Annotated in this window: 9 protein-coding genes; 1 reads left to right on the forward strand and 8 read right to left on the reverse strand. The window is 70.1% G+C overall.

All coding sequences use genetic code 11. The features are described 5' to 3' along the window. Positions 1–118: 118 nt before the first annotated feature. The 7 genes from SPR02S_RS30675 to SPR02S_RS30705 form a co-directional block, all read right to left on the reverse strand. Entirely contained in the window at positions 119–628 is a 510-nt protein-coding gene (locus SPR02S_RS30675) for a DUF1990 domain-containing protein (protein WP_019060857.1), read from the reverse strand. 82 nt (positions 629–710) lie between these two features. Further along, entirely contained in the window at positions 711–2366 is a 1656-nt protein-coding gene (locus SPR02S_RS30680; protein WP_019060858.1) for a M4 family metallopeptidase, read from the reverse strand. A gap of 257 nt (positions 2367–2623) precedes the next feature. Continuing rightward, positions 2624–4651 (reverse strand): M4 family metallopeptidase, encoded by a 2028-nt coding sequence (locus SPR02S_RS30685; RefSeq protein WP_026150999.1) that lies wholly within the window; start codon positions 4649–4651, stop codon positions 2624–2626. Between the two features lie 270 nt (positions 4652–4921). After that, on the reverse strand, positions 4922–6238 hold the full coding sequence (locus SPR02S_RS30690; protein WP_019060860.1) for an outer membrane protein assembly factor BamB family protein: 1317 nt from the start codon (positions 6236–6238) through the stop codon (positions 4922–4924). Positions 6239–6728: 490 nt separating this feature from the next. Beyond that, positions 6729–8492 carry an ABC transporter ATP-binding protein gene (locus SPR02S_RS30695; RefSeq protein WP_026151000.1) on the reverse strand — a complete coding sequence of 588 codons (1764 nt, stop codon included), beginning with the start codon at positions 8490–8492 and terminating at the stop codon, positions 6729–6731. A 35-nt stretch (positions 8493–8527) separates the two neighbouring features. After that, positions 8528–10240, reverse strand: coding sequence for an ABC transporter ATP-binding protein (locus SPR02S_RS30700; protein WP_019060862.1), 1713 nt, complete (start codon positions 10238–10240; stop codon positions 8528–8530). Between the two features lie 186 nt (positions 10241–10426). After that, complete coding sequence (locus SPR02S_RS30705; RefSeq protein WP_043258593.1) at positions 10427–12712, reverse strand: hypothetical protein; 2286 nt, start codon at positions 12710–12712, stop codon at positions 10427–10429. A 205-nt stretch (positions 12713–12917) separates the two neighbouring features. Between SPR02S_RS30705 and SPR02S_RS30710 the strand changes: the two genes are divergently transcribed. Continuing rightward, on the forward strand, positions 12918–13616 hold the full coding sequence (locus tag SPR02S_RS30710) for a DUF6333 family protein (protein WP_158697891.1): 699 nt from the start codon (positions 12918–12920) through the stop codon (positions 13614–13616). 6 nt (positions 13617–13622) lie between these two features. Here the strand turns inward: SPR02S_RS30710 and SPR02S_RS30715 are convergent, their stop codons facing one another. Beyond that, the gene (locus SPR02S_RS30715; RefSeq protein ID WP_019060864.1) at positions 13623–14540 is read right to left on the reverse strand and encodes an alpha/beta hydrolase family protein; all 918 of its coding nucleotides are present in this window, start codon (positions 14538–14540) and stop codon (positions 13623–13625) included. Between the last annotated feature and the right edge of the window lie 35 nt (positions 14541–14575).

Below are 14575 nucleotides of genomic sequence, written 5' to 3' on the forward strand. Positions count from 1 at the left end.
AAAACAGGGCGTTGTCCGCGAGCACCGGACTTCGGCTCGCCCCCCTAACACCTCCGAAAACCCGGACATCGGCGCGCCCCCGTTGCACCCCCGAAAAACTGGACATCGGCTGGCCCTCCTACACCTCCGAATACGGCGCGCACATCTCGCGCAGCGTGCTGCCGATCTTTCGGGCGTATGCGTGTTGCAAGCCCCTCGTTGCCGGGCCGCCCAGGCGGGCGTACCACTTGGCGCCGCGGCTGAAGGCGGAGACCGTCAGCCAGACTGTGCCGTCGCCTGTGCGGTCGACGACGAAGGCTTCCTCGCCGCATTCGGGGTGGCCGGGGAGGGTGCCGTAGGCCCAGCCTGCCCTGCGGTGTTCCTCCACCGTCCAGACGATGCGGCAGGGGCCTTTGATCAGGCCGGCGAGGGTGACCGTTACGTCTACGCCGGGGGCCGCTTTTTCGGCGCTCGCTTCGATGCCGACGCCCATCTCGCGGTGCATTTCCCAGGTCAGGACCGCTTCGGCGGCTCGGCGGAAGACCTTCTCGCCCTCGCCGATCCGGGTGCGCACATACAGGGGGTGGAAGCCCGGGGGGCAGAAGCCGCGTTCGCGGGTCGCGCCGACGTCGTCGTACGTGAAGGACATGGAACCCAAGAGTAGGGCGGTACCCGGAATTGCCTTCGCTCCGGGTACCGCCCTAGTCACTTACCTGTCAACTCGGCTGTCGTCAGCTGACGTTGACGGCCGACCAGGCAGCGGCCACCGCGTTGTACTCGGTGGAACCGGAGCCGTACAGCGCCGCCGCCGCCGAGAGGGTGCCGGTGCGGGCGCCCGCGTACTTGGTGGTGGACGTGAAGTACGTCGTCAGGGCCTTGTACCAGATCTGCAGCGCCTTGGCGCGGCCGATGCCGGTGACCGTGGAGCCGTTGGACGTGGGCGAGTTGTAGCTCACGCCGTTGATGGTCTTCGCGCCGCTGCCCTCGGACAGGAGGTAGAAGAAGTGGTTGGCGACGCCCGACGAGTAGTGCACGTCGAGGTTGCCGACCGAGGAGGACCAGTAGTTGGCGGAGCCGCCGTCCTTGCTGGGCTGGTCCATGTAGCGCAGCGGGGTGCCGTCGCCGTTGATGTTGATCTTCTCGCCGATGAGGTAGTCGCCGACGTCGGAGGAGTTCGCCGCGTAGAACTCGACGCCCGTGCCGAAGATGTCGGAGGTCGCCTCGTTCAGGCCGCCGGACTCGCCCGAGTAGTTCAGGCCCGCGGTGTTGGCGGTGACGCCGTGGCTCATCTCGTGGCCGGCCACGTCCAGCGAGGTGAGCGGGTGGGTGTTGCCCGAGCCGTCGCCGTACGTCATGCAGAAGCAGCTGTCGTCCCAGAACGCGTTCACGTACGAACTGCCGTAGTGCACGCGGGAGTAGGCGCCGACGCCGTTGTTCTTGATGCCGCTGCGGCCGAACGTGTTCTTGTAGAAGTCCCACGTCTCCTGGGCGCCGTAGGCGGCGTCCGCGGCGGCGGTCACGTCGGTGGTGGAGCTGGAGGCGGCGCCGGTGCCCCACGTGTTGGTGGTGTTGGTGAAGAGGGTGCCGGTGCCCGAGGTGCCGTGCTTCAGGTTGTACGTCTTGTGGCTGCCGCGCCCGGCGTCGGTCAGGCTGTACGTCGTGCCCGACAGGGTCGTGTCGAGGCTGACGGTGCCCGAGTACAGGGTCTTGCCGGTGCCGGTGGCGTTCTCGATGCCCTGGTACTCGAAGAGCTTCTTGCCGGTGGCCGCGTCGGTGATGACGTGCAGCTGGTTCGGGGTGCCGTCGTCCTGGAAGCCGCCGACGATCGTCTCGTAGGCGAGGACGGGGGTGCCGGTGCCGGCCCAGATGACCTTGCGGGCACCGTCGGCGGCGGTCTTGTCGGAGCCGGCGGCCTTGGCGATGGTCAGCGCCTGCTTCTCGGCCTTGGCGGTGGAGATCTTCGGTGTGACCGTGGCGACCTTGATGGTCGCCGAGTGCGCCTTGGTGACACCCTCGGTCTTGCCCGACGGAGCGGTGTGGACGACCAGGTCGCCACCGAGGACCGGGAGGCCCGCGTAGGTGCGCTCGTAGCGGGTGTGGACCGTGCCGTCGACGTCCTTGACGACGTCCTTGACGACCAGCTTCTCCTTGGTGCCGAGGCCTATCTGCTGGGCCGTCTCGGGCGCGGCGGCCTGCTTCTCCTGGACCAGCGCGGTGCGCGCGGAGTTGGAGAGGAGCTGCGGGGCGGCCGCGAGGGGCGCCGGCTTGGCCGCGGCGGGCTGGGCGGAGGCACCGGTGCTGACACCGGTGGCGAGCAGGGCGCCTGCGGCTACCGCGGTGGCGATGGCCAGGGTGGTGCGCTTGTGACGCGCGTAGAGGGGGGTCACGCGAGCTCCTCTGTGGGGGAGTCCGGACGGTGTGGGGTTACCGACCGGAGCGATTGTGAATTGGCTGTGCTGAAGCGGCGTGAGGGAAGAGTGGCATCAGGGGCGCGTACATGTCAGGACCCCCAAGTGATGTTGGCCGGAAATCGACTGTCCGGGAAACATTGCGGCCATGTAAACGTCCACAACAGAGCGCCGCCCCGGAGTTGAAACCCCGAGGCGGCGCCCAGTTCGTGCGGCCGGAAGTGGACGGCTGGTTTTTACGGGAACGTAAGCTTCCAGCTGTTGATGTAGCCGGTGTCCTGTGCCGCCACGTCCTGGACCTTCAACTTCCAGACGCCGTTGGCGACTTCGGAGGACGCGTTGACCGTGTAGGTCGCCTGCACGTTGTCCGCCGAGTCGGACGAGCTGGAGTTCTTCAGGCGGTACGTCGACCCGTCCGGAGCCACCAGGTCGATCACCAGGTCACCGCGCCAGGTGTGCACGATGTCGACCGCGACCGCGAGGTTCGTGGGCGCGTTGCCCGTCCGCCCGGACACGGTCACCGAGGAGGTAACTGCCGCCCCGTTGTCCGGAATCGACACGTCGGCCGTGTTCTCGAACGACGTGCCGCCACCGCCGCCGCCACCGGAGCGCGCACCGACCGCCACGGCCGCCCACGCGTCCTGCACCGCCTTGTACTCGGCGCCCGTCGTGCCGTACAGCTCACCGGCCGCCGCGAGCGTCCCGGTGCGGGCCGCCGCGTAGTTGGTGGTGGACGTGAACTTCGTGGTGAGCGCGCGGTACCAGATCTGCAGCGCCTTGTCCCGGCCGATGCCGGTGACCGGAAGTCCGTCCGAGGTGGGCGAGTTGTAGCTGACGCCGTTGATGACCTTGGCGCCGCTGCCCTCGCTGAGCAGGTAGAAGAAGTGGTTGGCGATGCCCGACGAGTAGTGCACGTCGAGGTTGCCGACCCCCGAGTACCAACTGTCGGCGGAGCCGCCGTCCTTGCTCGGCTTGTCCATGTAACGCAGCGGTGTGCCGTCGCCGTTGATGTCGATCTTCTCGCCGATGAGGTAGTCGCCCACGTCGGTCGAGTTGTTGGCGTAGAACTCCACGCCGGTGCCGAAGATGTCGGAGGTCGCCTCGTTCAACCCGCCTGATTCACCGGAGTAGTTGAGCCCGGCGGTGTTGGAGGTGACGCCGTGACTCATCTCGTGGCCGGCCACGTCGATGGCGGTCAGCGGGTCCGCGTTGCCGGAACCGTCGCCGTACGTCATGCAGAAGCAGCCGTCGTCCCAGAACGCGTTGACGTACGAATTCCCGTAGTGGACACGGGAGTAGGCGCCGACGCCGTTGTTCTTGATGCCGCTGCGGCCGAAGGTGTTCTTGTAGAAGTCCCAGGTCTCCGCCGCGCCGTAGTGCGCGTCCGCGCCGGCCGTCGCCGCGTTCGACGTGGTGCTGTTGCCCCAGGTGTTGCTGGTCTGCGAGAACAGCGTGCCGGTGCCGGACGTCCCGTGGTTCAGGTTGTACGTCTTGTGGCCGCCGCGGTCGCCGTCGGTCAGGTTGTAGTTGGCGCCCGACTGGGTCGTCGTCAGCGAAACCTGGCCGCTGTACTGGGTGTTGCCCACACCGGTGGCGTTCTCGATGCCCTGGTACTCGTAGAGCTTCTTGCCGGTGGCCGCGTCGGTGATGACGTGCAGCTGGTTCGGGGTGCCGTCGTCCTGGAAGCCGCCGACGACCGTCTCGTAGGCGAGGACCGGCTTGCCGCTCGCGGCCCAGATCACCTTGCGGGCCGAGTCCGCGGCCGACTTGGTGGAGCCGAGGGCCTTGGCGCGGGAGACCGCCTGCTTCTCGGCCGCCGCCGTCGTCACGTCCGGGGTGAGGTCCGCGACCGCGATGGCCGCGTTGGTCGCCTTGATGACGCGCTCGGTGGTACCGGACTTGGCGGTGTCGACCACCAAGTCGCCGCCCAGGACCGGGAGTCCGCCGTAGGTGCGCTCGTAGCGGGTGTGGACCGTGCCGTCGGCGTCCTTGATGACGTCACGGACGACGAGCGCCTCCTTGGCGCCGAGGCCGATGTCCTTGGCCGTCGAGGTCCGCGCCGACGAGGCGTCGCGGAGCAGCTCGGCGCGCTGCGAGGGGGAGAGCGAGAGGGCCGTGTGCGCCGGATTCCCCTTGCTCGCAAGGGGGTTGGCCGGAGCGGCGGAGGAGGTCGCGCCGGCCTGGACGGCTGCGGCGAGCAGAGCGGTGACGCCGGCTACGGCGACTATGTGGGAGGTGCGTCTGCGCGAGGAATTGCTTCTCAACACTGACTCCTTCAGGACGGTCGCGGATCGCGCGACCAGGGGAGATCACAGGGATCACAGGAGTGAAGCTGTGGGGTTGCTGTGAAGCGCCAGTGGGAAGAGTGGCAGCAGCTCGCGCTTTCTGTCAGGAGCGCGTCAGGAAGTTGGCCGGAATTCGTTCGTTGTCCGGATGTTCAAGTCCGTTATCCGGAGCGTCACTTGACGCTTCTTCGACCGTGAGCGGGCGGGCTGTCGTCCGGCGCCTTCATCCGTGCACTGCCCGACGGATGCCTACCGGGTCGTGAAAGCGAGCGTCATCGGATCGGGGCTTGTCTCGCTCATGAGGTAGCCGCTGCCCGTGTGCAGGAAGAACCGCCCGTCGTCGTACAGCATGGGCACCTTGACATCGGTGCTGATCAACGAGTGCAGCGTGCTGTTGAGCGACAGCTCGTTGGGCATCTCCATCAACGTGGTGCTCTTGCCGGTGGCGGGGTCCAGGCGCAGGACCCGGGCGGGGGTGGTGGGTTCGGCCTCCTGCGCGGCGATGAGGGCCTTGCCTTCGGCGCGCACCGGAACGAGGGTCGAGTCGTCCGGGGCCGGGAAGCTGCGGATGGCCTTGCCGGTGGTCAGGTCGAAAGCGGTGATCCGGTTGCCCGCGGAGTAGTTGTGGGGGTCGCTGCCGAGGTAGGCGGTGTCGCCGCTCACGATCGTGGCGCCGCAGCCGCCGGTCTCACCGCACCCCGCGACGTAGTCGTCGCCGAGGGGGATGGTGGATCGCACCTTGCCCTCGTCGGAGACGGTGACCAACTGGTCGGCGTCCAGGCCGTCGTCGTTCTGGAGCAGGCCGAGCACGAGCGGCTCACTGGACACCAGCCAGGCGCCCTTGGCCTTCGGCACCTCGTACCGCCACGTTGCTTTGCCGGTGCCCGGATCGCGCTCGCCGACGCGGAACTTCATGCCGGCGGAGGTCTTGCAGTAGGACAGGGTGAGGAGTTCCGCACCGCCGAGGTGCTCCTCCTGAGTACAGCCGTCGGCCGGGGCGGTCCACGCGGGGGCGCCGGTGGAGGTGTCGTAGGCGGCGGACCCGTCGGGCCAACCGGCCGCCGCGACGGTGTCGCTGATCGCGACGTTCAGCCCGAGCCCGAGGCTGACGCTCTGGTCGGTGATCGGCTTCTCCCACACCTTGACGCCCTTGTTCACGTCGATCACCGCGAACCGCGTGCAGCGACCCTTGACGGTGTCCTCGGTCTGGAACACGACGGCGACGAGACCGGCGGAGGTCACGTTGCGGGAGGCCCCGCAGAGCCCGCCGGAGAGCGGGACGGTCCAGGCGCGCTTGCCGGTGGTCAGGTCGTAGCCGGTGACGGCCTGCTCGGCGCCGGTGGCGTAGGCGCGGGAGGTGAGCCAGGCTCCGGGAGTCTGGATGTAGTCGCTGGAGCTCTTCGGCTTGGGCGGGTCCACGTTCAGGAACTCCCGGCCGTTGATGGTGGTCGGGGTGGGCGTGGGGGTCGGGGAGGTGGCGCTTGCCCTGCCGTCCGAGGAGGTGGAGTCGTCGTCGCGGAGCATGAGGACCGTGCCGGTGGCGAGGAGAGCCAGGACGGCGGCCACTGCGCACAGCACGAGCGGCAGGCGCCGTCCGCGGGTGGGCGGTTGCTGAGGCGGGGGCGGGAACTGGGGCTGGGCATAAGGATTCTGAGCGTGTGGCAGAGGGCCCGGCTGCTGAGGGGGTTGGTAGGGGCCGTAGGACTGAGGGGGCTGATACGGCCCGGCCTGCTGGGGGTACGGGGGTGGCTGCGGAGGCCGGCCCTGCGAGGGAGGTGGCACTGGCGGCTGCGACATGGGGTGCTGTTCTCCTTCGCGCGGGCACATGGCCACGCGGGGCGCGACTCGGCGTGGATGACGGGAACATGTTCGCAGGTGTGATCATCCTGGCGCCACGAGGGTGGCCGGGTGCCGGCGCCCCAACTGCCGGACGGGGTCCGATCTTTCAGCCCGTCCGGTGTTCGAGGACGAGGCCGTTCAGGCCGACCGGGGGTCCGGGGGCGGAGCCCCCAGGGACGGGACGGGAAGGGGCGGAGGGGGCGGAAACCGCCCGGCGTCAGCCACCCGACCCCCGCCCGTCCCCGTGCCACGAGTTCCACAGCGCCGCATAGGCGCCCCCCGCCGCCACCAACTCCTCATGCGCCCCCAGCTCGGTCAGCAGGCCGTGCTCCATCACCGCGACCCGGTCCGCGTCGTGCGCGGTGTGCAGGCGGTGGGCGATGGCGATGACGGTGCGGCCCTCCAGTACGGCGGCCAGGGCGCGCTCCGTGTGGCGGGCGGTGGCCGGGTCGAGGAGGGCCGTCGCCTCGTCCAGGATCAGGGTGTGCGGGTCGGCCAACACCACGCGGGCCAGGGCGAGTTGCTGGGCCTGTGAGCCGTCCGTGGTCGAACCGCGGGGGCCCAGGCGGGTGTTGAGCCCGTCCGGGAGGTCCCGGACCCACTCGTCGGCGCCTACCGCCGCCAGCGCCGCCCACAACTCCTCGTCCGTGGCGGTCGGTTCGGCGATCAGGAGGTTGTCGCGGACCGAGCCCAGGAACACGTGGTGCTCCTGGGTGACCAGTACCACCTGGCGGCGCAGCGTCTCCGGTGAGAGTCCCGAGACCGGGACCCCGCCCACCGTCACCGTGCCCTCGGTCGGCGCGTCGACGCCCGCCAGGAGTCGGCTCAGCGTGGTCTTGCCGGCGCCGGACGGGCCGACCACCGCGAGGCGTTCACCCGGCCGTACGGTCAGGTCGACGCCGTGCAGTACCTCGCCGCCGCGCTCGTAGGCGTACCGCACGCCGGTCACGTCGATGCGGTCGTCCGCCGGGGCCGGGCCGTCGTCGTCGCCGTCCGCGCGGGGTGCCTGGGCGAGCCCCTCCACGCGGGCGAACGAGGCGCCGCTGCTTTGCAGTTGCTCGATCCGCATCAGGATCTGGTCCAGCGGGTCGGCGAACTGCCGCAGATACAGCGCCGCCGCGACCACCGCGCCCAGGCCCACCTCCCCGCGCCCGTGCAGCCAGCCGCCGACGAACAGCACACCCGCCACCGGGATCGCGTACGACACCTCGATCGCCGGGAAGAACACCGTCCGCAGGAACAGCGTGTACAGGCGGCTCCGCAGCGCCGTCCGTAGCGTGTCCCGGCTCGCGGTGACCCGTCGCTCCTGGAGCCGGAACGCCTCCACCGTGCGGGCCCCGGCCACGGTCGCCGTGAGGCTCTCGGCGACCTCCGAATTGGCCTCGCCCTCCGCGAGATAACCGTCCCGGGCCCGGCGCAGATACCAGCGCAGCGCGAACCAGATCGGCGTCAGACCCAGCACCCCGAACAGCCCGAGCAGCGGGTCGAGCGCGAACACCGCGCCCATCACGAACAGCGCCTGCACCGAGCAGACCAGCAGTTCGGGGCCGACATCGCGCAGGGTCGTGCCCACGATCGCCACGTCCGCCGTGCCGCGCGCGGTCAGGTCACCCGTCCCGGCCCGCTCCACCACCGACGCGGGCAGCGCCAGCGCCCGGTCGACGAAGTCCTCCCGCACCCGCGCCAGCGTGCGCTCACCGAACCGGTGCCCCACGTACCGCGCCCAGCGCGCCAGCAGCAACTGGGCCAGCGCGCACGCCACGATGACCAGCGCCAGCCGGTCCACCGTGCTCACCCCGGCCCCGGCCCGCACCTCGTCCACGATCCGCCCGAGCAGCCACGGCCCGGCGAGCCCGGCTCCGGCGGCCAGCGCGTTCACGACGAGCACGACGGCGAACGCCCGCCGGTCCGCCCGTACGAGCCGGAGCGCGGCCCGCCGTACGTCCGCCCGTTCCGCGACGGGCAGTTGGCCCTTGGCCAGTGAGGACCGCGTCCCCTTCGCCAACGAGGACTGCGTCACCGTACGACCTCTTCCTCTTCCGTGTCCCGGGCCACCAGCGCGCGGTAGCCGGGCTCGTAGTCCAGTAGCCCGCGGTGTGTGCCGCTGGCCGCGACCTTGCCGTCGACCAGGTAGTGCACGGTGTCCGCGTGGTCCAGGACCAGCGGGGACGTCGTGGTCACCACCGTCGTACGGCCCGTGCGCTCCGCGTGCAGCCGTCGCGCGACCGCCGCCTCCGTGTGCGCGTCGAGCGCCGAGGTCGGCTCCACCGCGAGCAGCACCTCGGGCTCGGCGAGCAACGCCCTTACCAGCCGAACCCGTTGACGCTGTCCCCCGGAGAGACTGCGCCCCTGCGCGGCCACCGCCGAGTCGAGACCCTCCGGCAACCCCTGCACGATGTCGTCGGCGGCGGACGCGCGCACGGCCTTCGCCAACGCCTCCGCCGACCGCTCGTGGCGCCCCGACACGACCTCCGTCAGCGGTCCGGCGAACAGGTCGGCCTCGTTGTCGGCGACCAGGATCCGCGCCCGCACCTGCTCCAGCGGAATCCCGTCGAGCCGCACCCCGCCCCAGGTCGCCAGTGACGGCGCGTACCGCCCGAGCCGGTCGACCACGGCCAAAGTGTCGCCGGGCCGCGCCCCGACCAGCGCGGTCAGCCGCCCCGGCAGCACCCGCACCCCCGAGTCGGGATCGTGCAGGACGGCCGGTTCGGCGGGAGCGGCCAACTCCCCCTTGTCCGGCACGGGTTCGAGCCGCAGCAGTTCTACGACCCTGCGCGCGGCCACCACGCCCCGGCTCAACTCGTAGACCATCTGCACGAAGAACGCCACCGGGCCGATCAGCACCGCGACATAGCCGTACACGGCGACCAACTCGCCGATGCTGAGCTGCCCTTGGGCCGCCAGCCGGGCCGCGAGCCAGGTCACCACGGCGAGGAACAGCGTCGGCAGCCCGACCCCGATCGCCTGCACCCAGCTCGCCACCGCGCCCACCCGGTAGCCCTGCGCGCGCAGCCGCTGCGAGTCACCGCGGAACGCGTCCGCGAACAGCCCTTTGCCGCCAAGGCCGTTGAGGACCCGCAGGCCGCCCGCGAGGTCACCGATGCGCGCGGTCAGCACGCTCTGCCGCTCCCGGTACTCCGTCTCCACGCTCTGCAACCGCAGCGTCAACGGCCCTGCGAGCAAGGCGATCACCGGCACACCCAGCAGCACTACGGCGGCCAGCGGCGCCGAGATCGACAGCAGCACGCCCGCGACCACGCCGTAGACGACGAGGGCGCCGAAGCCCGGGCCGACGACGGTGAGGGACTGGGCGATCGTCCACACGTCGCCGACACCGGTGGTGATCACCTCACCGGCCTGCGCGCGGCGGGAGAGCACGGCGCCGAGCCGGACCGTCTGGCCGACGATCAGCTTGACCGTGCGGAAGTTGGCGTCGATCCGGACCCGGGTCATCGTGCGGTGCCGCATGATGCTCAGCCAGGAGTTGACCGCGCCGACCACGAACAGCACCCCGGTCCACCAGGCCAGCGCGCCCATGTTCCCCGGCACCAGCCCGTCGTCGACGGCCCGGGACATCAGATACGGCGCCGCCGCCATCAGCACCATCCACACACTCGACAGCAGCGCCCCGGACACCGCCCGCCCCGGCTGCCGCCGCACCAGCCACCACAGGAACCGCCAGCCGCCCCGACAGTCGGGTGTCCCGGGATCCTCGTACGCGTCGATCATGTGCCTCCTTGCTCGGGCTGCCGGGAGCGCGCAGCCGTGAGCGATCCGGGGGTGGTTGGAGGCAAAGAAGATTACCGAGCGTGAGCGCGGTTGCCCATCGAATATCGGCCGCCGCATGCCAAGGGGCCGGCACGCGGGATGCGCGTACCGGCCCCAACAGGTGTTCGTCCGCTCGTCCGCCGGGAGTTACCCCTGGGCGGCCCTACGGCGGCGCATCCACCACACGAGCACTCCGCCCGCCACGGCGAGGACGCCGGCGATGCCCGAGATCAGGCCGATCGGGGCGTCGTTGCCGGTGTGGGCGAGGTCGCCGCCGGGGTCGTTCGGTGCGGGTGTCGTGGGTGCCGGTGCCGGGGTGCTCCCGCCGCCTCCGCCACTGTGGGTCGGGGTGGGCGTCGGCTTCCCGGTGTGGGTCGGGGTGGGTGTCGGGGCCGGGGTGGGGGTGGACGTGCCGGTGTCGTCGGCGGCCGTGTTCGCGCCGAGGAGCAACTGCCCCGTCGTGTCGGTGTTGTCGGTGAGGGTCTTCACGCTGGTCCGCGTCTGCCGGGGCAAGTAGCGGTGCTGGGCGGTGAATTGGACCTTGCCGACGTTCTGCTTGGGCTGCTTGGAGAGGTCGACGCCGCCCACGATGTAGACCTGCACGGTGCCGTTCGCGTCGGGGACGTCGTAGGTGAACTCGCCGTGCGTGTAGATGTTCCGGTACTTCTGGAACAGCGCCTCGCGGGTCCAGTTCTGGTTGGGCGCGCGCAGCGGCCAGCGCGTGGCGTCGCCACTGTTGATGATGGCGTGGTAGTCGGTGGGCGACTTGGCGTCCTGCTGGCGGATGTACTCGGCGGCGACGCGCGCGGTGTAGACGCGGCGCAGATCGGCGTACTGGGGCGCGGTGTTGATGGTCTTCTCCACCGCGGGCACGATCATCGAGTCGATGACCCGCTGGGCCGCCTTGGTCGTGGCCTCGTCCGGGGTGCAGATCGGCTCGCCGGGACCCTGGGTGACCGTGGTCTGCGCGGTCGACTTCAGGCGCAGCGGGGTGTCGAGGATGTAGATGCCGCCGTCCTGCTCACGGACCTGCGCGGTCTTCGGCTCGATCCAGTTGCGCAGCCCGGGCATGCACGGCTTGCCGTTCTCCTTGGGGAGAGCCGCCCAGTAGCGCTTGCCGAGGTCGGTCGCGGGGTCCATGGCCTTGTAGAAGTCGTGCTTCATCTGGAGATCGGCCTCCAGCAGCACCCGACCCGCGTCCGTCCTGCCGAACTTGGCGTCCATGATGCGGTCCGGCTCGTCCGGGTTGAGGTTGACCCAGAACTTGTCCGGGGTCAGCGCGAGCCAGGTGAAGAACGCGTCCGAGATCAGCTGGGAGTTGGCCTTGCCGCCCCAGCCGGACTGCTCGGTGGGGTCCTCCTTGGCGTCGAACGCGAAGTCGACACCCTTGCCCTTGACCGGCTTGCCGACGTACTTCAGGTCCAGCGTCGAGAAGTCGACACCGCCCGGACCGCGCGGCAGACCACCCGGGTTGGCGGCGTTCTTGGCGTTCAGGAAGTCCGCCATGGTCTTCGGCGTAGGCCGCGACTCCCGGATCAGATCGGTGAGCCCGCCGCGCGTGGAACCGGACTGGCCGGGCGGCTGCATCAGCCCGCTGGTAGCGCGCTGTCCGCCGGCCTTGGGCGCCAACTCCACCCGGTCGGAACGGTAGTTGTACTCGGTGACCCGGTCACCGGCCAACTGCCGCATGTTCCCCAGGAACTTCTTCGCGTCCGCCTTCTGCGGCTCGGCGAAGACGTACTTGACCTTGCTGTCCTTCCAGGCCGGGTCCTTGGCCCACGCCAGGTCCTTGGGCACCTGCGTGCGGTCCGGGCTGCCGTTGGACTTGATCTCCAGGATCTGCTTCGTGCGCGTGTTGTACGCGTCGAGCTTGCGCCGGTAGGTCTTGCCGGTGTCGGGGTCCTTGAACTCGACCTCCTTCTGGCAGATCCACTCCGGCCCGACCAGCCCGTGATCCTTGATCACCTTCTGCTCGAAGGCCTTGCCGCGCGGGTCGTTCCCGGAGTTCGGGAGGAACACGGAGTCCCGATAGTCAATGAAATTCGGGTACTTGTCCTTCTGCTGGAGCCACCTCCACCAGACCCGGTCGGGCTGCGTCGCCGGAGCCTTGGTCAGCTCGGACAGCGCGGTCTGCTTCGCGGCGGACGGCGCCCCGAGCCCGTCCCACTCCTTGGCCGGATTGACGTACGAGTAGTCGTCCCACTGGGCGGTGGCGCGCGACGCGTCGAACTGCGGCAGCCCCGTGGTCGGGCGGGTGTTGCTCGGCAGGCCGTACAACTCGGCACAGCGCTTGCCCGGGTCCAGCGGCCTCGGCGCGGCATCCGCCGCCGTGCTGCCCGGAAGCCCGGTGAGCGCCATGACCGAGGCGCACGCGAGCGCGACGACCGACCGCCGCAGTGCGCGCAACCGCCGGTGGCGTATGGGTGTGTGCACGTGAAGTCCCCGTGGGGGCCCGTAGGCATGGGGTGTTCGCGGCACCAGGGGCCCCCGTGGTCGATGTGGCGCCGACGAACGGACCACACGCTAGACACGCCCATGTACATGACGAAGCCGATCCGCGCTTCGGTGACCGGGTCAACTCGCCTTCTCCACAGGGTGTTCACAGGTTGGCGCGGGCTCGCGGCATACGCTCGGCCGCATGAGTCCCGTATCTCCCGAAACCCGGGTGGACCCTCGTCACAGCGGACACGCCCATCTGGTTGTGGTCCAGCCGCCCTTCGCGCCTCCGCTACGACCCGAGGAGCGACCGTCCGTCGCGGCGCATGACCCGGAGGCGGCGAGGGCGGCTGTGTTGTCGCTGTCGTCGGTCGCGGGGATTCGCCGTGAGGAGACGCCGTCCCGGCTGGGGCATCCCGAAAGCCCTGCGGATCGGGGGGAGTTGGACGTCGTGCGTGCGGCTGCGTGGGGGGCCACGGTGAAGGTGACGGACCCCGCGCTCGTCGAGGACGGGGTGTTGTCCAGCGCGCTGGAGGACGAGTTCCGGGCCCAGAAGAAGAGGCATCCCGACGCCCGGATCGTCGCCGTCTGTGAACGGGACTTCGGGGCGGCCTACTTGAAGATTCTGGTCGCGGTGCCGGGGGCTCCGGACTTGGTGATCGAGGGCTTCGACGAACTGGAGGTCGCCGGGGACCTCCGGGCCACGCTGACGGCTGCGGGCGGCGACCCAGGTCAACTGGTCGACGATGACGAGGACTTCACCGACTACGACGGTCTGCTGCACGTGCTGACCGGTGGCGCGCTGTCCGTCTACGTGGACGAGGAGCGCGTCGAGTCGACGTTCGTCGTCGAGCGCGACGAGGAGGGCGAGGCGAGCATCGGGGAGGTGTGGTTTTCCTGAGCCCCGCTACTTGCTCTGCAACTTCCCCAGCGGGTCGGGGTCTTGCTCCAGCGCGGCGCCCGCCGTCTGCCAGTCGGTGTTCCCGGTGTCTTCGGGGTACAGGGCGCTGTGCAGGAAAGCCGTGGTGAGGTGCTGGAGCAGGGCGACGCGGGCCGGGTTTTCGTCGGTCGTCCCGGCTACCTCGTATCCGGGGATGCCGCCGAGTGAGTGCTCCGCGCCGTAGAGGGTGAGCAGGGTCTTGTTGCCGGGGCTGTAGGTGTACGGGTCGGTGAACCAGTCCGGGCCGCGGGTGGAGAGCTGGGACTGGTCGTGGTCACCGGCGACGATCAGTGCCGGTGGGGTCATCGTGGTGAACGACGGCCTCATGAAGGGGAGTTGCTCGGCGGCGAACGGGGTCAGGTCGTCGCCCAGGCCGGTCAGGGCGAGGAGTACGCCCGCCTTGACGCGGGGGTCGGACAGGTCCTCGCCGGGTGCGCCGTCGGGGTCGAGGACGCGGGCGCCCAGCAGTGTGCTTGCTGTTTGGGCTCCCCAGGAGTGGCCGGCCACGGCGATGCGATGGCGGTCGAGGCGTCCCGCGAGACCCGGCACGGAGGCTTCCAGGACGGCGAGTTCGTCCAGTACGCGCTTGAGGTCCTCGATGCGGATGCGCCAGATCTCCGGGAACCGGGGGTCCTCGTGCGGGATGCCGAGCGTTCTTGAGTCGAGGTGGGTGGGCTGGACGACCACGAAGCCGTGCGCGGCCCAGTGGTCCGCCGGCGGGGCGTAGCCGTCCATCGACCAGCCGAAGCCGTGCGAGAAGACGACGACGGGCAGATCACCGCCGGTCACGGGTGCGGAGACGCGGACCTGGAGGTCCTCGCCGCGGCCCGGGGCGGGCAGGATCACCGGCTTCACAGACACGATCGCGGGGTGCGAGTCGGACATGGCTGTGCTTCCGTTCCGGTTGTTGTCCGGTTGTT

The sequence above is a fragment of the Streptomyces prunicolor NBRC 13075 genome (assembly GCF_000367365.1).
Taxonomy (GTDB): domain Bacteria; phylum Actinomycetota; class Actinomycetes; order Streptomycetales; family Streptomycetaceae; genus Streptomyces; species Streptomyces prunicolor.

Coding starts and splice junctions, on each gene's coding strand:
- SPR02S_RS30715 (WP_019060864.1), bottom strand. CDS start 14,540: ATGTCCGACTCGCACCCCGCGATCGTGTCTGTGAAGCCGGTGATCCTG.
- SPR02S_RS30710 (WP_158697891.1), top strand. CDS start 12,918: ATGAGTCCCGTATCTCCCGAAACCCGGGTGGACCCTCGTCACAGCGGA.
- SPR02S_RS30700 (WP_019060862.1), bottom strand. CDS start 10,240: ATGATCGACGCGTACGAGGATCCCGGGACACCCGACTGTCGGGGCGGC.
- SPR02S_RS30675 (WP_019060857.1), bottom strand. CDS start 628: ATGTCCTTCACGTACGACGACGTCGGCGCGACCCGCGAACGCGGCTTC.